The organism is Streptomyces sp. KL116D, from assembly GCF_030766975.1.
GTDB classification, from domain to species: domain Bacteria; phylum Actinomycetota; class Actinomycetes; order Streptomycetales; family Streptomycetaceae; genus Streptomyces; species Streptomyces longispororuber_A.
The window spans coordinates 235540-253178 of record NZ_JASERH010000136.1 but is presented as its reverse complement, the minus strand read 5'-3'; the positions used below and the strand labels follow the sequence as shown (position 1 = coordinate 253178).

The 17639-nt window shown below is 66.9% G+C and carries 13 protein-coding genes and 1 pseudogene; 10 read left to right on the top strand and 4 right to left on the bottom strand.

All coding sequences use genetic code 11. From position 1 onward, the window contains the following. Nucleotides 1-1649 precede the first annotated feature (1649 nt). Both RBJ77_RS49705 and RBJ77_RS49700 read left to right on the top strand, forming a co-directional pair. The gene (locus RBJ77_RS49705; protein WP_372350987.1) at nt 1650-2432 is read left to right on the top strand and encodes a PQQ-binding-like beta-propeller repeat protein; all 783 of its coding nucleotides are present in this window, start codon (nt 1650-1652) and stop codon (nt 2430-2432) included. Beyond that, on the top strand, nt 2383-2526 hold the full coding sequence (locus RBJ77_RS49700) for a hypothetical protein (protein WP_372350986.1): 144 nt from the start codon (nt 2383-2385) through the stop codon (nt 2524-2526). Before RBJ77_RS49705 ends, RBJ77_RS49700 begins: the two co-directional genes overlap by 50 nt. 374 nt (nt 2527-2900) lie before the next feature. Here RBJ77_RS49700 and RBJ77_RS49695 read toward each other — a convergent pair whose 3' ends face one another. The 4 genes from RBJ77_RS49695 to RBJ77_RS49680 all read right to left on the bottom strand — a co-directional run bounded on the left by RBJ77_RS49695 (nt 2901) and on the right by RBJ77_RS49680 (nt 5925). After that, on the bottom strand, nt 2901-3254 hold the full coding sequence (locus RBJ77_RS49695; RefSeq protein WP_372350985.1) for a hypothetical protein: 354 nt from the start codon (nt 3252-3254) through the stop codon (nt 2901-2903). A 1688-nt stretch (nt 3255-4942) separates the two neighbouring features. Then, nucleotides 4943-5095, bottom strand: coding sequence for a hypothetical protein (locus RBJ77_RS49690; protein WP_372346592.1), 153 nt, complete (start codon nt 5093-5095; stop codon nt 4943-4945). Between the two features lie 81 nt (nt 5096-5176). Next, nucleotides 5177-5431 carry a hypothetical protein gene (locus RBJ77_RS49685; RefSeq protein WP_372350984.1) on the bottom strand — a complete coding sequence of 85 codons (255 nt, stop codon included), beginning with the start codon at nt 5429-5431 and terminating at the stop codon, nt 5177-5179. Nucleotides 5432-5493: 62 nt separating this feature from the next. After that, nucleotides 5494-5925 carry a hypothetical protein gene (locus RBJ77_RS49680; protein ID WP_372350983.1) on the bottom strand — a complete coding sequence of 144 codons (432 nt, stop codon included), beginning with the start codon at nt 5923-5925 and terminating at the stop codon, nt 5494-5496. A 2771-nt stretch (nt 5926-8696) separates the two neighbouring features. Here RBJ77_RS49680 and RBJ77_RS49675 point away from each other — a divergent pair. From RBJ77_RS49675 to RBJ77_RS49640, 8 genes and pseudogenes are all read left to right on the top strand, one after another. After that, nucleotides 8697-9032: a mersacidin/lichenicidin family type 2 lantibiotic gene (locus RBJ77_RS49675; protein ID WP_372350982.1), complete on the top strand. Its 336-nt coding sequence runs from the start codon at nt 8697-8699 to the stop codon at nt 9030-9032. 1045 nt (nt 9033-10077) lie between these two features. Beyond that, nucleotides 10078-10713: a DUF4135 domain-containing protein gene (locus tag RBJ77_RS49670; RefSeq protein ID WP_372351544.1), complete on the top strand. Its 636-nt coding sequence runs from the start codon at nt 10078-10080 to the stop codon at nt 10711-10713. Further along, nucleotides 10605-11009, top strand: coding sequence for a DUF4135 domain-containing protein (locus RBJ77_RS49665; RefSeq protein ID WP_372351543.1), 405 nt, complete (start codon nt 10605-10607; stop codon nt 11007-11009). Before RBJ77_RS49670 ends, RBJ77_RS49665 begins: the two co-directional genes overlap by 109 nt. Before the next feature lie 15 nt (nt 11010-11024). After that, a pseudogene (locus RBJ77_RS49660) lies at nt 11025-11228 on the top strand (DUF4135 domain-containing protein); the annotation flags it as partial. 17 nt (nt 11229-11245) lie between these two features. Then, nucleotides 11246-12865, top strand: coding sequence for a type 2 lanthipeptide synthetase LanM (gene lanM, locus RBJ77_RS49655; protein ID WP_372351542.1), 1620 nt, complete (start codon nt 11246-11248; stop codon nt 12863-12865). Next, nucleotides 12865-15057, top strand: coding sequence for a peptidase domain-containing ABC transporter (locus RBJ77_RS49650; RefSeq protein WP_372350981.1), 2193 nt, complete (start codon nt 12865-12867; stop codon nt 15055-15057). The genes lanM and RBJ77_RS49650 overlap by 1 nt, the downstream gene beginning before the upstream one ends. A gap of 63 nt (nt 15058-15120) precedes the next feature. Next, nucleotides 15121-15573, top strand: a complete 453-nt coding sequence (locus tag RBJ77_RS49645; RefSeq protein WP_372350980.1) for a hypothetical protein — start codon at nt 15121-15123, stop codon at nt 15571-15573. A gap of 582 nt (nt 15574-16155) precedes the next feature. Then, nucleotides 16156-17232: a lipase gene (locus RBJ77_RS49640; protein ID WP_372350979.1), complete on the top strand. Its 1077-nt coding sequence runs from the start codon at nt 16156-16158 to the stop codon at nt 17230-17232. The last annotated feature ends 407 nt before the right edge of the window (nt 17233-17639 follow it).

The following is a 17639-nucleotide window of genomic DNA, read 5'->3' as shown; positions in this document are numbered from 1 at the left end:
AGACGAAGCCGTTGCGCCCTCTGCGGCGGTACTTGCGGTGGCGGCGCGGTCGGTGGCGCAGCACAGGACAGCGCGCGAGTAGCGGAGCCAGGGCCTGCCGCGCGCGCGCCACCGGCGTGGGCCCGTGCCGGCTCCCGGGTGCGGGCGCGCGGCGGGGCCATACGAATCCGGCCTCGTCCTCGAAGACGACGAAGGCGCCCAGCGCCGCCGAGGCGGCTACCACTTGACCTGGTGGAAGTCCATCGTGCCGAAGGTCGCGACGCGTGACGGCGGGCCGAGGCGACGTTGGACGCGGTGGACGTGTCCGACACTCAGCTCGCCCCGCCGGATCATCGAGGAGGAGCAGAACCGGCTGGGTGTGAGCAGCCACAGGCAGACGGGCGAGCGGATCGGGGCGTGCCAGGAAGAGTAGCATCGTCGCCGACGTGGCGAAGTGAAGGCCGTTGCTTGCTGATAAGACGGGTGAAGCGTGGAGCAGAAGAAGCCATGGACGATCCAGTGGCATATTGCCGCAGATGGAACGGTGATCAAGCAGCGGTCCCGGGGCAGCGCGGAGCACGAGCAGCTGTTCCAGCAGTTTGCGACGGCGCGGACGCCGAGATCGAGCAGCTCGATGCCATGGAGGAGGGGCTGCAGCGTGCGCAGCACCTCCGGCGAGCGAAGGTCGAGGGTCCTCCTGTACCTGGCCTCTACGTGGCTCTCGCAGGGCTCGTGGCCGGGATCGTGTCGCCTGGGCCGGCCTCGATACCGGGTTCTTGACGCTGGGGTCGCTCGCTGTCGTCGTTCTCCTCGGGCTCAGCACGGGCGTCATCATGCGGGCATCGATCAGTCGCTATCAGCGCGCCCACCGGGAGGCCGGGTTCGAATCGTCGAACGGCATCACGCTCGCGGCTCGCGAGGCCCGCACGATGATCAGCGACCCAGCTGCCGTCTCCGGCAGGGAGTTCGCCGCCGTCGGGCCTGAGGGTCGACGTGGGCGATGGACTCGCCTGTTTCTCGGATCTCTAGGTGGGCCAGTCGACGGCGGGTCCGGTGACGATGCGGGCGTCCTTGGCCTCCTCCGTTGAAGTGCGCGGTCTGGGACGGAGGCGTCCCGGGGCGATGGACTTCAACTGTTCGAGCCCCTCCGCGCGTTCGCGGACGGCAGTTCCTGCTCGCTTGTCGGCGCACTGTCGTCCCAGGGTGTGTCTCGATCACTTCACGGCATGGTGACAGTGGCGTTCGCAAGAGGTTGCAGGTCGCGTGCAAGGGCTAGCGTTCGCTGCGTTCACTCGCCAAAGCAACGGAGGCACACAGCATGACGACGAACGGCCGCCGGGCCCACGGCATATCGTCCCGCAGACGGCTGCTCCGCCTGGCCGGCGGCGGCGTCGCGCTGTCGCTGCTCGGTGCCGGAGCTGTCGGTTGCGAGGAGAAGCGGAAAACGCTGCCGGCGCCACGCCGCAGCCGTCCGGGGGCGGCAAAGAGACCGACGCGGATGCTGGTGGGGCGCCGAAGCCCGTCTGGACCGAGTCCGCCGCCGTGCACCCGTCGCTTGGGTGATGGCCACCTGACCGCCGCGTCCGACCTGGTGCTCATTGCCGGGAAACCGATGGTGGCCCGGGACGGCGCGTCCGGCAGAGCAGAAGTGGTCGCTGCCGGACGGCACCGTGCCCACCAGCAAGCTGCTGACGGCCGACGGCACGCTCTACCTCGCCAGCGCCCAGTACGACAACAGCGTCATCGGCTACGACCCGGCCACCGGCAAGGAGACCTGGCGCAGCCGTGCGAGCAAGGCGTTCCGGCAACCGCGGGTCATCGCGGCCGACGGCAAACAGGTGTACGTCATCGCCGGGATCCTGGAGAAGGACTTCACTTCCCAGCGCAACGTCATCGCCGCGCTGGACGCCCGTTCGGGCCGTGATGTGTGGCGGGAACAGCGTGACTTCGGCACCGAGGAGACGGGCGTCACCGCCGCCGTGCACGGCGACCGGCTCGTCCACACCGACTTCAGGAAGAACCTCACGGTCCGCGACACCGCTACCGGCAAGCAGGTCTGGACTCAGAAGACCAACGAGACCAACTTCAAGGGCTTCGCCGTCCACGACGGCCTGGTGATTCTCGCGCAGGGTCGCAAACTCCAGGCGTTCGCACTGTCCGACGGCGCGAGGAAGTGGACGCTGGACGCCGGCCGGTTCGGCTCGTTCAAGCAGCCCGGCCTGGTGGACGGCGTGCTGTACGTCGCTGACAGCTCCCGTACTCTCTGGGCGGTCCAGCCGAAGACCGGCGCGAAGATCTGGCAGAGCGCAGGACATCGCCGAGGCGGACGGCAAGACCCCCTGGCAGTACGTCAAGGTGGGCCGCACGCTCTACGCGGCGACGGAACTGGACGAGAAGGGCGGTGTGCACGCCATCGACGCGGAGACAGGCAAGCTCCGCTGGACGTTCAATGACGGCAGCGGTGACTACCACCAGTGGCTGGTCGCCACCGACGGCAAGTACGTGTTCGCCCTGCACGGCAAGAAGCTGCACGCGCTGCCTGTTTGAGCGTCCTGACAGCGGTGTCGGATGAGCACTCGCGATGTCGTCTGTTCGTCAGCAATCCTTCCTGGTCCCGCTCTTGCGGCTCTGTCCGTCCGTTTGCGGCGCCAGGCCCTCTACCTGGCGGGGTACGACACCAAGGAAGACACCAGAGAGTGGGTCGCCTACCAGCAGAGCATCGAGCGCCCGAACGACTGGCCCGCCCTGTGGCTCAGCTCCCGCAGCGTCGCCGCCGTGTGCGCACGGCAGGGCGGGCCGCGGTCGCATGTCGTAGACGACCTGACGACCTCGTGCCCCCGTTGTCCGTCCGAGGGCGGGTGTTGCCGCGTCAGGCTGTATCGACCGTTTCTGGCATCCGCCAGACCGGCTGGCCAGCACTCTTATCCGTCATTCTTGAGGAGCCGGTTCTGTGCTGCCGTAAGTGCGGCCATCGCCACTGCGGCCAGCGCGAAGCAGCCGCAGACGAAGGTCACGGATAGGAACCAGTCAGCCGGTGCGGTGAACAACGAGACGGTGAACCGGCATCCGGCAGCGCATGCGCCTGATCCGCCGGCGACAAGCCACGTGCTGGGGGTGACCGCTCGCCAGGCGTCGCCCGCGGCGGCAGCGCGTGCGAAACGCAGGGCGACGCGTGCGGCAAGGACCACGCAGACGACAGGCGCGACGATCGCTGCTCCCAGCAGGAACACCACGGGCAGGATCCAGATACCGGCGTCTTCGGACGAGAGGATCATGAAGACAGGACCGTCCTCGTGGCGGAAAGGTTGCCCTCACGGTGGCGCATGTGCGGGTACAACGGCGGTTCAGAGATGGGAGCTTAGGTCGTGACGATCCTTATCACGGAGACGGCTGCGGTCGGTGCCGTGGCCGCCCTTCGGGGCATGGCACTCGGTGCGGCGCTTGGCGGTGGCACCGACGCTCTGCTGCGGGGCAGTGCGGACCTGGCACCGTACGTCAGGGGTGGCTTCTGCTCCCGTCTGCGGGCGCCCTGTTCCTGGTGCCTGGCCTGACGGTGTTCCTGCTGACGGCGGTCTCGGTGGCCCCGGCGCGTGGAGCGACACGTAGGTCCCCCACTGAGGCGCTGAAGGGCTGTGACCCGGCCCGTGCGGGACCTGTTGGCCAGGGGCAGTTGGCAGGATCGTGCACGACAGGCGTCAGGAGCCTGCCAACGGGAGACCTGTGGGACGGGAGAGATCGCTGCGATGCTTCTGGGGGCGACCGGGGATCAGGCCCGGACAGCTCTCGAGAAGCGGCGTCCAGGGGCGCTGGAAGGGAAGACCCATGATGCGTACCGTCACCAGCAGGGTCGGTCGGGGGATCACGGCGGCGGTGCTGACTGCGCTGGCGGCGGCGGGGTGTTCGCCGCCGCCAGCGGCCTCACGTCCACGAGCGGCGACGGCACCGTGGTGTCGCAGCCCTGTCTCGATCCCAGGACAGTGCCTGCGGGCCGGCCAACGGCTGGCAGGAGGGCCGAAGACCTGATCCTTCGAGCGAGAGGGCCCCGCCGCGCGGGGCCGGTCCAGGTCCGGGCGCCGAGCACGGTGCCCGGACCGTCGCCTGTGCAGTACCTCTTTGCCGATTCCCCGAGGAGCACCGCCGATGCACCGCATGCAGGCCCTGGGTCTCACGCCTGCGGAAGAGGAGGCGTACCGGCACGTCCTGCGGCACCCCGGCCGGAGCGCCCGCACGATCGTCGCCGCGTCCTGGCACCCGCACGGAACCGGCGCGGCCACCGTGAGGCGGCTGAAGGACTTGGGAGCCGTGGTCGAGCAGGACGGACTGTTGTGGCCGGAGCAACCCGAGCGAGTGGTCGGCCGGCTGACGGAGCAGCTGCTGGCCGAGCTGCACACGATCATGCAGAGCCTCTCCCAGGCATACGGGGTAGTGCGCTCGCTGGAGGACGAGTCGGCGGCGGCCGGCGGTCCCTGGGAGGATGACGACGCACTGGTGCCCGCCCGCCGGCCGCCGGAACGGATCAGCGATTCCGCCGTGCTGCGGCAGCGCGTGGAGGAGCTCGCCCGGAGCGCCCGCGACGAGGTGCTGGCGTGCGTTCCCTGCCCAGCGACCGACAGCTGGGTCTCCCGACTGACCGTGCCGCTGTGCCTGCGGATGCTGGACCGTGGAGTCACCGTGCGCCTTCTGGTGTGGCAGGCCGTGCCGGCCGTGCCGTCGGCCGCCGCCCACCTGGGCCGGCTGGCCGGTGCAGGGGCGCAGGTGCGGGTCCTGCCCACCTCGGACAGTGCGACGGCCGTGTGCGACGGACACACCGCGCTGGTGCCCGTCGCACCGTCGGACCTCGCCGAGGGCATGTTCTGTCACCACGGAACCCAGAACAGTGAGCACTGTCGTCCGTCACTTCGAGCGGCTGTGGGCAGATGCCCAGATGTGGCCGGGCGGTTGACGGCAGGCACGCCCAGGTGCGTCAGATCCAGCCCCGCTCCCGGGCCAGCAGCGCCGCATGGGCGCGATTTTCCGCACCGAGGATCCGGATCAGCTCCGATATGTAGCGGCGATACGTGCGCAGGGCCGTGCCCACCTGGCGCGCGCCGGTCTCGTCCTTGCTGACCGTGCACATCGCCTGCAACACCTCGGCCTGCAGAGTGGTCAGTTCGGGTTCGTCGGACGATTGCTCCCCGGCCCGACCACGTCGGTGAACTCATCGGCTCCCGCCCACAGCCGCTCGAAGTTGTTGACGACGGTGGTGACGATCCCCTCCTCGCTCGAGCAGAGGGCACCCTTGGACGTAGTTCTTCGGGTCCACCGGCACGAGCGTCGTGCGGTGGTCGTACACCAGCATCAGTTCACTCAGGTCCTCAATCACTCGGACGTGGGCCCCGGCGGCGGTCAGTTCCTGGAGGTAGGCCCGGGTGGTGTCGTCCTTCACCGCAGATGCGCGGACCAGGTTGCGCACGACGACGCCGCGGCGCAGGCAGCGCAGATCCAGCGGACGGGCACTCTCGATGTTCTCCAGGGTCAGCGCGTCGTACGGTCCGCAGGCCAGAATCTCGAGCGGGCGAAGAAGGCCAGTTCGTCCAGGCGCTCACGGATGGCGGGCAGGCCGATCAGCCGCTCCACCGGGGCGTGTTCGGGATCCGACCCCGCTCGCCTGATCTCGAGCGTCAGGGAATCCACGATGGGTCTCAGATCCGAGAGCGTGCGAATGGTGTGGTAGAGCTCCTCGAGGCGCTGCTGGGCCAGCCGGTTCACCACCACGTCAGGGAGTGCGGCCAGACCTGCCGCCATCCTCGCGAATGACGTGCAGTTCTCAGTCGAGCGCACCGCCGCGTCCAGCACGATCGGTGCCTGCCGCGGCAGAACGTGAACCTCGCAGAGTTCGATGCCGGGCGCGCGCAGCAGCAGCCGGTAGATCTCCTCCTCCACCGCGGTGATGCCGAGGACGGCCATGTGATGCGCAGGCAAGAGTCACTCCGTGGGGATGGGCGATGGATCCGCCAGTGGGTGGTGCCTGGAGCTTAGGAGCCGAGATGCGCGAGACGGAAGACGTCACCTGGCCCGGTGACTGAGCCGTGGCGTCCCTGTGACAGGCCGTGAACAGGCAGGATGTTGCGACCAGCCGACCAGATCTGGCCACCGTTCCTGGTTCCTCCGCTCCTCGGGCACCTGCGATATTCGGTGTCGGCGAAGGGATGGTGCTGAGCCTGCGAAGCGAACCAGCCGGACGGACGCCGTCGGCTGTCCTCGCATCAGGCAGCGCCCTTCCCCGGCACTTCTCATGGGAGGCAAGGACCAGATGCTCTTGAGACTGCTTGGGGCCAGCAAGCATGGGCGGTACCGAGACGCAGGCCGGTGCTCGCCACGCTCCTGTTGCGCCGGCGGCAGTTCGCCGCCCCGCTGAGCTCCACAGTGAGGCAGGCGGCGGAGCTCGCTGGCACGGTCCCGATTCGCAGCCTTGGGCAGCACGCCGAGGTCGCCTCTGGCACGGCGGGTGGTCTTCCTACCGAGAGGAGAACCTCAGTTTCAGCTCAATTCATGGGGACGATCGTCGATCGGATCGAGCGGCGCGGGTAGGGTCTGAGGCGTTGCAGTCACAAGGCCGGCACGTGCAGTCGCATTGTTTGATACCTCGCACGGTCGCGCGCTCTCCGCAGCGGTGGCGGGTAAGGATGAGCGCAACTCTGATTCCATCGGCATTGGCATAAGGCGTCGGGTTTTCTTCGGCCGACGATGTAGCTCTCGATACACGGGCAGACTGCATCGTCTAAAAGGTAAGGTTACGTTGATCCCGCTTGGTGCGAGGAACTTGCCACCGAATCGATAACCGTCCCCAAGTTGGTGAACACCTCGACTGGCTACGGCCGCCCTTGGACTGGGCAGGACCGCATCTTCGAAGAGTGATCTCGACACCCTAGCCATTTCCTGTTTCTGGCCGTGATGTAGTGACCAGCCTCATAGCACATTGGGGCACTTCTAAAGATGTGAATGCGGCATGCAAAGCGGGGAACGGTACGTTCGCATGAGACTGGAAGAATTATGCAGAGACTGCGAATCCATTTCACTGGGGCCGACTTGATGCGTATCCAGATGGCCGCCACGCCCAGCAGTATGCGGAAATCGCAACCAGCCTGAATCGACTGCGTTCGGACGTAACGCAGCGCGGCACCAGGGTTGGCTTCGGTATGCGCGGCCCTCGCTCTGGCTCTCGAGACTCCCATCGAATGCCGAATGTGCTTACGTCGCTGGTGCCGCCGAATGGAGCTTTCCTGATTTCGCAACGGACCGTGGGGGAGAGACGGGAGAATTGATCGACATAGTTCGCAGCACTCCCGTCCGGAGAATACAGAGCCGAACTTGAAGTGGTATTTCGCCAACCGAAGGGCTCCCATAGCCTGCTCGCCTACTGTCAACCGAGGAGACGGGAACCACTCAAGCGATCTAGCAAAGCGCTTGACCAGTATCATCGCGAACTCATCGATCCATTCAATTCCACCCTCACAAATACCGTGCTGGCTGAGCGGACCAGGGTCGGACAGGAGATCCTCGATGGAGGCGTCGGGCAGATGCTGACCTCTGCTGGATGCCTGCCGCACATTGGGAGGACTCGGTGTTGAGCGTCGATTACCGCGCGCGACAGAGACCTCGGTACTTGGAGGCGCGGAATCACCAGTTAACCCGTCCTGGTCTCTGCAGCGGCACACCGGTGACGCTTATCGACCCAGAGCTTCGCCCCGTGCTGGTCTACCCACTCTCGGGCGAGAACCATATGCGCCGGCCCAGCCGGACGGCTTGTCTGCTGGGCCGCACTCGAGCGGCGCTCTTGCTGCGCTGGCCCATCCATGCTCGACCAACGAACTGGCGCGCCGCATCGCTTCGTGTCACCCGCCTCGGCCAGCAGGCATGCGACCGCGCTGCGTGGATGCCGGCCCCGTGGTGAGCATCCGGAAGGGACACGCGATGCTGCACAGCGCGACGCGCCCGCGAGCTGCTGAGTCTCGACTGAATTTTCCGCCATACATTGCAGATGTTTTCCCTTTGATGCCGAGTGTGACAGGGAAGAGAAATTCAGAGGTCGATGACCATGTCCATGCCGCAGGAAATCTCGGGCAAGCAAACGGTTACCCGGCGATGCCCGTGTTTCTTCAGCGCGCATCAGTACCCGACAAAATTTGCATCGTCGTTCCATTCAAACCCGATCAGGGTTCGACAACCTCACCGCATGCCCGCATCGGTCATTCATAGCGCGTTCGGTCGTCTGGCGAGGCAGAGGGAACGGGTGCTAGCGACGCAGGTGAGAATTCGACCCGAGGTCACACGGACCGCATTCTTTTCATGCCCGGGACGTACATCTTGGTATCCGCCAACCAGCTCCGTGGGGCTAAGAAATCCAACCACCCCTCTGTGCTGTAGACGGCGTCGAGTAGGCCGAATCATCCAGGCGGACAGCACGCATCACCCAAGCGGCTCCCAGATGTCATCCCAGGGACAAAGATCGGGAATGATCGCAGCGCTCGCTGGCGCGCATACAGTAAGCGATGGCTGCGAACATCGTCCCTCAGGTGTGCTCTGCATCCCGCCGCCTTGCGGACATTTCCGCTGCTCCAAAATCAGCGGCCTGGTGATCCTCACCACTCGTCCGGCGTCATCCAGCTCCACGTGTCCTCCCTACCGACCCTCTGTCCGGACCGCCACGCACAGACACGTCCCGACACTGGCTCGGAATGGTCGATTCCGATTACGTTCCAACGAAATCATCTGGAACCCGCCGGTCCGTCATTGATGCAATCAGCGGCAGTGGCAGGGACTCTCAGCGCACCACGCACCAGCAAGCTCAAAAGGGAGGAATCGGAATGGATTCCGTACGAGCTTGGAAGGACCCGGAGTACCGCCGGACTCTGGCGACCCCTCCACGGCATCCGTCGGGAACCCCGGGGTCAGCAAGCTCGACTCGCAGGGCTCGCGGCAGTAGTAGGAGGCGGCGAAGCGGGGCTCGGGGCGTGACCAAGACCGCGACTCTGGTCTCGTCCTGGTGCGTTGTCAGTCTCGCCGTGTGCTGAGAGCATCCCGTCACCAAAGAGAGAAAGAGGAAGAGGAAGAAATGGACACAGTGAAGGCATGAAGAACCCGGAGTACCGGGCCACCCCTTCCGGGGCTGACCGGGAAGCGATTCCGCGAACCCGGCCGGACTCGTCGGCACGTCCCGCACGCAGCTGTCGCAAGTGGCCGGCGGGACCTCGTGGTGGTGCGCCGGGGTGACCCTCAGCGTCGCAGCCCGCGACGGCACCAAGGGCTACTCCAGCCTCGGCTGCTGCTGACCTCACACCACTTAAGGAGAAACACATGGACATCGTCCGTGCTCTGAAAGACCCTGGAGTACCGAAGCACCCTCCCGGCGAGCCCGAGCACCTCCGGGACGCGCGGACTGATCCACCTCGAGGTCACCGAGCTCGCCGGCGCTGCCGGCGGCGGTACCCAGATCGCTACTCGGCATCGGCTCGCTGCTCGTCTCCCAAGACGTTCACGATGATCCAACCCGGCTCTCTGCAGCATCACCTGTCGGTGGTCTGCCGATCAGCACCCGGACAGCGCCGGTCCTCCGCGCCGCCGCTCCGGCGGCGCGGGAGGACCCTTGGAAAGGCAGGACATGTCTGTTCGTAACTCTCCCCTGGCACATAACGCGGTGGCGTATCTCCGCAGATCGAGCGACCCCGTCGCCAGCCACCGACGTTGAGCAGCCGAGATGAAGCGGTGGCTCGACGTCTTCGGCTCGGAGCGAATCCGTTGCCACGGTGGTGGCTCTGGGATCTCGGCCTCGACGACTTCCAGGCCCGTCTGGCCGGCGAGCGGGTCGATACCCGTCCCTCCTGGCGCGCGGGATCTGAGGCGGCGTGCGGTGAAGCAGGAGAGACGGACGAGGCATTGTCCCGTCTCGCCACGGCGCGACACCTCGCTGGCGGCCCCTGCCGCGGCACTCCGATCCACGGCAGCCAGCGCGAACTCCATCAGCGCCTGTTTGAACTACCGTCCCGGATCGCCGGTATCGCCGACACCCTGAGCGCAGCCTGGCCACAGCAGGACATCAATGCGGCCATCGTGCGGACCATGGTGTCTGGAGCTCAACGTCGCCCGGGTCGAGGGACGCCTGCACGGGGAGACCCCCGAAGACCGATTCGCCGACTTCGTCCGGCAGCTCGGCGAGTACCTCGGCCCAGAGCGAGCTCTGGGCCGAATACTCCGTTCTCCCAGCGTCACCTCGGCGACATCCTCACGTTGTCGAGTCCCGGGCCGAGTTCGCCGAGCGGCTCTTGCCGACCTCGACGAGCTCGACACCCGGTGCGTGACGGAGGCCTCGGTGACCTCGTCGACGTACAGCCAGTGCGGGCCGGTGACACCCACCGCCGCGGCCGCAGTGTCGCCATCGTGACCTTCACGCGCAAGAAGCTCGTCTGCAAGCTTCCCGGTCTTGCCTCCGACGTCGCCTGGGGAGAGGTTCTGAGCTGGTTCCACGGCCAGGACCCCGACTACGACCTCGTTGCGCCGAGGACACTGGCGGGCGAGGGTTACGGTGGTCCAGCTTCATGGACCACCAGTCCGTGCCGCTCGGATGGCCGACAGCTGCGCGCTCCAGGATTCTTCTGGCGCACCGCGCGCTGCTTTCTGCCCCGGAACACGTCCCTCTGTGCGGCGTCGACGTCCACCACGAAAACGTCATCGCGCACGGCGCCTATCCTCTGGTGATGGTCGACATGGAGGCGTTGTTCCACTGGCGCTCTGCCGACAGCCGGGGATTCTGGTCCACGCCGGCCGATGACCTCATGGTCGACGGCGTGCTGCGAGTCGGTCTGCTGCCCTCCAAACTCATCGTCCGTAACGAGGGAGTTGCCCACGCGCTCGAGACCAGCCCTGTGGGAGTGGAGGGCAACAGAAGACCCTCATCCCTGTTCCCGTTCCGCAGAACACCGGCACCGATGAGATGCGGTTCGTCGAGCAGCACGTGGAGATGGCCGCTGATACCAGCAGCAGGGTCGAGCTAAGCGACGAGGTGGTCGATGCCCGCGGGTATGCCTCCGAAGTCGAAGCGGGCTTCGCTCTGGACCCACCGCGCCATCGTCAAGGACAAGAGCAGTTGGTCGGCCGTACTCGACCGGTTCACGGATGTCGAGATGAGGCACATCGTCCGCGCCACGGCGTACTACCAGTGCCTCCTGGAGGACAGCAAGCACCCCGACTTCCTGCGCGATGCCTTGGACCGTGACCGGTTCTCGCCCGCCTGGCGCTCACCGCCGACGGCACCCAGTCGTGGGAACAGCTGGTGCCAGCGGAGGTACGCGACCTGCGCAGGGGTGACGTCCCCTTCTTCTCGTCGTTGCCCGGCTCCCGTGATCTGGTGGACAGCGAGGGCATCAGGATTCCCGACGTTCTCGACGAGCCGCCCATCGAAGCCGCCCACCGGCGGCTCGCTCGCCTCGACGAGAACGACCTCGACACCCAAGTCATGCTGATCCGCCGGGCGTTCGACTCCCTCGAGCCGGCATCGGCGCCCCACGCCGGCCTCGTCACCCTGAGCCTCCCGGACCGGCCCACCGCCCCGGAGGAATCACTGGCGGCAGCCGTCCAGTTGGCACACAGCCTCTGCGACGCGGCCATCAAGGACGAACAGCGACTGGGCTGGATCGGACTCAACTTCATCGACGAGGCAATCTGGCAGGTCGGCCCGACCACGACAGACCTGTACTCCGGCACACCCGGGATGGGCCTGTTCCTCTCCACGGCGGCGCGGCTCAGCGGCGATCCACGCCTGCTCGAGTACGCGGAACTCACGGCCGACTCCCTGCACAGGCAGGCAATCGCCTTCGTCGAGCAGATGGAGGACGCACCCGCCCCGCTGCTCCGTGAAGCCCTGACGGAGCACGCCGACGCCGGCGCCTTCGGCGTGACCGGCAGCATGATCTACTACCTCACCCACGCCGCTGCACTCCACGCACGGGATGATCTCCTCGACGCCGCCGAGCGCACCCTGACCAGTCTCGACCAGCACATCGCCTACGACGTCAGTTACGACATCATCAGAGGCAGCGCGGGAGCAATCCTCACGGCGCTGGCGCTGCACGCCGTACGTCCGCAGTCTGCCGCCCTGCACACCGCCGAACTGGCGGCCGAACGGCTGTTGCGCACCGCCGGACACACCAGCGACGGCATCGGATGGCAGACAAGGCTCGGCCCCGCACCCCTCACCGGGATGTCCCACGGCGCCGCCGGCATCGCCTACGCGCTCGCCCGCCTGCACGCCGTGCGGCCGCGCCCCGAATACCTCCAGATCATCGAACAGGTCCTGCGCTACGAGCGGTCCACTCTCGACGCCAGCCTGGGCAACTGGCCCGATCTACGGTATGAGGAAATGGGCGGAGGCGGCGGATACGGCATGGCCTGGTGCCACGGCGCCCCCGGCGTGGGCGTGAGCCGCCTGGGGATTCTCCACGCCATCCGACAGGCCGACGACACCACGCCTTCGCTCCGGACCCTGGCCGACGAGGATCTGCGGACCGCGGAACGCACCGCACAAACAGTCCACTTCGGCCTGGACGGGGCGTTCCGCTCCTGCGGGAACAACAGCATCTGCCACGGCGACCTGGGCAACCTGGAATTCCTACACCTGGCCGCCCGGCACCGCGGGGACGACGCCGGCGCACATCGTGTCCAGCGCGGAGTCGCCGCTCTGCTGGAGCTCGGCAAGAACGGCTGGCTCACCGGCCAGCTCAGTCCCGACGCCCTGCCCGGGCTGATGTACGGCCGGGCCGGCGTCGGCTACAACCTGCTGCGGCTGGCCTATCCGGACCAGGTCCCCTCCGTGCTGCTGCTCGACCCGCCGTCAAGGCAGGAAGCCCTCTGATGGGTGACCGCTGGCGGGTGGGGTTCCGGCCCGGCGGAGCCCCCACCCGGGTACCCGTACTTCTGCAAGACAGCATCGCCGAGTGCGGAGCCGCCGCACTCGCCATGCTCGTGTGCGCGCATGGTCACCATGTGACCGTTCCCGAAGTGCGCGACCGCCTCGGTATCGGTCGCGACGGCTCGAACGCCGCCGCCCTCGCCGCCGTCGCCGAGGAATACGGCATGACGGTCGAGGCATACCGGGCGGAGCCATGGGCACTCACACAGCTCAGACTCCCCGCCCTGCTGCACTGGAACCTCAACCACTACGTCGTACTCGAGGAAATCAAGGAGCACCGCGCCACCATCGTGGATCCGTCCCAAGGCCGGAAGAAGATCTCCCGCGAGGAGTTCGACAGCTCCTTCAGCGACGTGGTGCTCACTCTCACCCCCGGCCCCGCATTCCAGGCCAAGGCCAGACCACGCGGCGAGGTTCTGTCCTTCCTCGCCCAGTACGCCCCGCGACGTCCCTCGCTCATCGCCGGCGTCCTGGGTGTATCCGCGCTCCTGACCGCTTTGGGACTGCTCCCCGCGCTGATCACCCAGCACATCCTGGACGACGTGATCGCGAGCAACTCCCCCCAGGCGATGCACACCATCGGGCTGGGCATCGCCGCTCTGGTCTTGGGGCAGGCGCTGATCGGCTTCATCCGGAACCAGCTGCTGCTGCACATGCGCAACCGGATCGATCACACCCTGATGACGTCTTTCCTGCGGCACCTGTTCCGGCTGCCGTATCCCTACTTCCAGCTCAGGAACAGCGGTGACATCCTCACGCGTGTCTCCAGCAGCATGCTGGTGCGCGAGGTACTCACCTCCCACACTCTCTCCCTCGTCCTCGACGGCGGGATGGGCCTTCTGTACATCGTCATCCTGTGGCAAGTGGCCCCCGCCATCGCCCTGGTGGTGCTGGGAGCGGCCGTCTGCCAGATCATCGTTGCGCTCGCCTTCACCCCCCGGGTGCGAGAGGCCAGCCGTCAGGAGATCGGAGAGATGACACTGGCGCAAGCGCAGCTCGTGGAGTCGCTCTCCGGTATCGAGACCCTCAAGGCGGCCGGCGCCGAACGAGTCGCCCTCGACCGCTGGCAGGAGCTGTACGAGCGGCAACTCGCCGCGACCCGGCGCAAGGGCACCGTGAGCAACACGATGGACGGCGTCATGGACCTGACCCGACTGGGCGCCCCACTGGCGCTGCTGTGGACAGGCGCCTGGCTGGTGATGGACGGACACATGTCCATCGGCACGCTGGTCGGCGCCAACACGCTGGCCGGCATGGCACTCGGCCCCATCTCCACGCTCTCCCGGACGTACCACGCCCTGCAAGGAGTGGGTGTACACGTACGGCGCCTGCGCGACGTGCTTGCCGAACCGCCGGAACAGCCCGAGCCCCGGCCCCGGATTCCCGTCGTCCGTGGCGATATCCGCCTGGAGTCGGTGCGTTACCAATACCAGCCGGACGCACCGCCCGCGGTCGATGCCATCAACCTGCACGTACCCGCCGGCAGCTCGGTCGCCGTCGTGGGCAGGTCCGGGTCGGGCAAGAGCACGCTGGCGCGGCTCATGCTCGGGCTTTACCAGCCGGTGGAGGGACGCGTGCTCCTCGACGGCGCGCCGATCGACCGATTCGACGTGGAGTCGGTGCGCTCCCGGTTCGGCGTGGTCGTCCAGGACAACGCAGTGTTCAGCGGGACCATTCTCGACAACATCAGGATCAACCGTCCCGACGTGAGTCCCGACGATGTGGTCGAGGCGGCCAGAATCGCCTGCCTACAGGCCGACATCGAGCGCATGCCGATGGGATACTTCACCGCCCTCGGAGAGCGGGGCAGCGGAATGTCCGGCGGTCAGCGCCAGCGGATCGGGCTGGCCCGAGCCCTCGTCGGGCGACCGAGTGTCCTGCTGATGGACGAAGCGACCAGCCACCTCGACACGCTCACCGAGGAGACCATCCAACAGAATTTGCGAGAACTCCGCTGTACCCGCGTAGTAATCGCGCACCGGCTCAGCACCGTGCGTTCAGCAGACCTGATCGTCGTTGTCGATCAGGGGCGCATAGTGGAGCAGGGAACGCATGAAGAGCTCAGCGCCGCCGATGGGGCGTACGCGGAGCTGGTGCAGAGCCGGAAGACGCCATCGCCGGCGAGCCTCGACTGAGCTCGGGTGCTCAAAGCTTCGGTGTCCGTGTCTGCGAGGATAGGTACCCGTGAGGCATTTGGTGTGCTGTGTGCACTCTTGGGATCGAACGCCGGTGCAGCCCGATCCAATGATGAAGGAAAGGTGCTGTACCGCGGTCCTGCAAACCACGTCGGCCGCAGCCTCGAACCCGGCACGCGGCCGATCGAGTACGACATGACCGGACTTGAGGTCGAGCGCCCCGGTCGGCTCTTCGGCGAAGACGATCCGTGGCTGATCCGCGACGACCCGTCGACGCGGATGACGCCAGCGTTTGCGATGAGTGCACCAGCCCGGCGCATGCCCAGCGGCTACATCAGGAGTGTAGGAGCTGTCCGGCCGATCTGTGACCGCCGCTTGATCTGTTTGTTGAAGTGGGCATGGGGCGAGGTGAACGTGGTGGTCTGTCGGATGTGGAGTGAGGGCGGCTGCAGCCATTCCTGCCGGTGGGCAACGGGCGGTGCGGGCAGCCAGGAGGCCGCGACTTCTGCACCGTAAGTTCCTCTGGCCTCATTAGCCCCATTCGTTCTGATGCAGGAATCTTCATAATCAGCCCGTGTCAGGCCAGATCGACTCCATCACCACAGTCGACAGATGTGGAAACAACCCGCACCAAATCCCCAGAACCGCACGCCTGAAGGCGCCCAGCTCAGCCGCCCAGCATTACAAGATCAGCGGCAGAGCTCATTCTGGGCCAGGCGCAATTTCAGTGATCTGGCTGTCCCGAACTTGGAGAGGTCGCGAGAGCGGGGGCAGGCACCAGGAGGAACGCGGGGGGCTGCACCAGTGCTGCGAAGTCCCGCAACAGGGGAGGCTGAACCTGCCTTTGCTGACCCACACTTGGAGCAACTCGTGGACATTCCTGCTTCACTCTCGCCGCGCAGCAGGACCCGACACCTCGGTGGTCTCAGAGGGCACGTGGCAGCCCTTTGCTGCGGCCTACTGCTGAGCGGGTCTGTCGTCGCCGCGGCTGCGCTTCCTGCTCACGCCCAGGTGCACGCGCAGGCGCAGGCCAAGGAGCGTGGCCGGGGCACACTGGTGTCCGCGGAGAAGCTGTACACGCTGGAGACTCCGCAGGCCGTGGCCGCCGAGCTCGGCGTGGCCGGGTTCGAGGCCGGCGCCGTCCGCTACGGCGTGGTCGCCTACCGGCTGGTCTACTGGACCGTCGATCCGCACGGGCGGCCCACCACGGCGAGTGGGCTCCTGGTGCTGCCGCTCAGCAGCGAGAGACGGTTGCGCGCGGTCTCCTTCGCGCACGGCACGGGCAGTCACAAGAGGGACTCCCCGTCCATGCAGCGCGGAGCCTTCGTGTCCGCACCCGTGATCGCGCACGCCGCGGCCGGCGCTGTGGGGGTCGCGCCCGACTATCTGGGGATGGGCACGGGACCTGGCCTGCACCCCTGGATGGACATTGGCTCGGAGACCACGGCTTCCCTGGACATGCTGCGGGCGGCCCGCGCCTACGCGCCCCGTACCGGACATGTGCTGGAGCGCAACGTCATGGTCACCGGCTTCTCGCAGGGCGCCTCGGCGGCACTGGGGCTCGGGCGGGCTCTGGAGGCGGGTGAGGACCACTGGTTCAGACTGGCTGCGCTGGCACCCGTCAGCGGCGCGTACGACTTCGGCGGCGCGGAACTGCCCGCACTTCTCGAAGGCAGGCTGGACCCCAAGTCCAGCGTGCTGTACGCGGCGTACACCCTGGTGGCATTCAACCGGCTTCACCATGTCTACGACAGTCCAGGCGAGGTCTTCCGACCCCCGTATGTCAGCACCGTCGAGGCGCTGTTCGACGGCGCCCACACGGGGGAGCAGCTGATGCGGGGTACCCCCGGCACCCTGGATGAGCTGCTGACCGATCACGGCCACGAACTGCTCGCCCGTCCGACGGGGGCGCTAGCGGCGGCGCTGCGCACAACCGACGCTGTATGCACTGATTGGGCCCCTAACGCGCAGGTTCGGCTGTACATGGCGAGCGGCGACGAACAGGCCGTCACCGCCAATACCGAGCACTGCCAAACGGCTCTGCTCAGGAACGGAGTGGACGCCCCGGTTGTCGACCTCGGTGCGGTCGACTACCAGGGCTCCCGGCACTTGGGGTCCAACGTCGCGGCCACGTCGGCGATCGTGCGCTGGTTCGATGAGCTGCGCCAGCGGTGACGGAGATGGGTCAGGGGCGGCCGATGCGGACCACTTCGCCTCCTCCGCTGGCAGGACGGTGAGTGCTTTTGGCACCGGACTGTGTGAGGTGCCACAGGTGGGGGAGTGGCCTGTCGAGCGGGGCGGACGTGGTCGGCGATGGCATAGGGGCGCTGTGATCATGGTGGCGTCGTGGAGACGAGAGGCTGCTGTGGTGCCGGCCACGAGGACGGAGAGACGTTCGCCGTCCTGGGTGACGTGTGCGGCAAGGGACGCGTGAAGGGACGCGTGTTGCGGATCTTGCCGGTCAGGACGGCCGCTTCCAGAGGCCGTGCCGGTGGAGCGTGTCCGGCTGGAGAGATCGAGTACGAGAATCCGAAGGATGACAGTGGCATGCCCGGTGAGGGCAAGTTCGGCCGCAAGGGGCC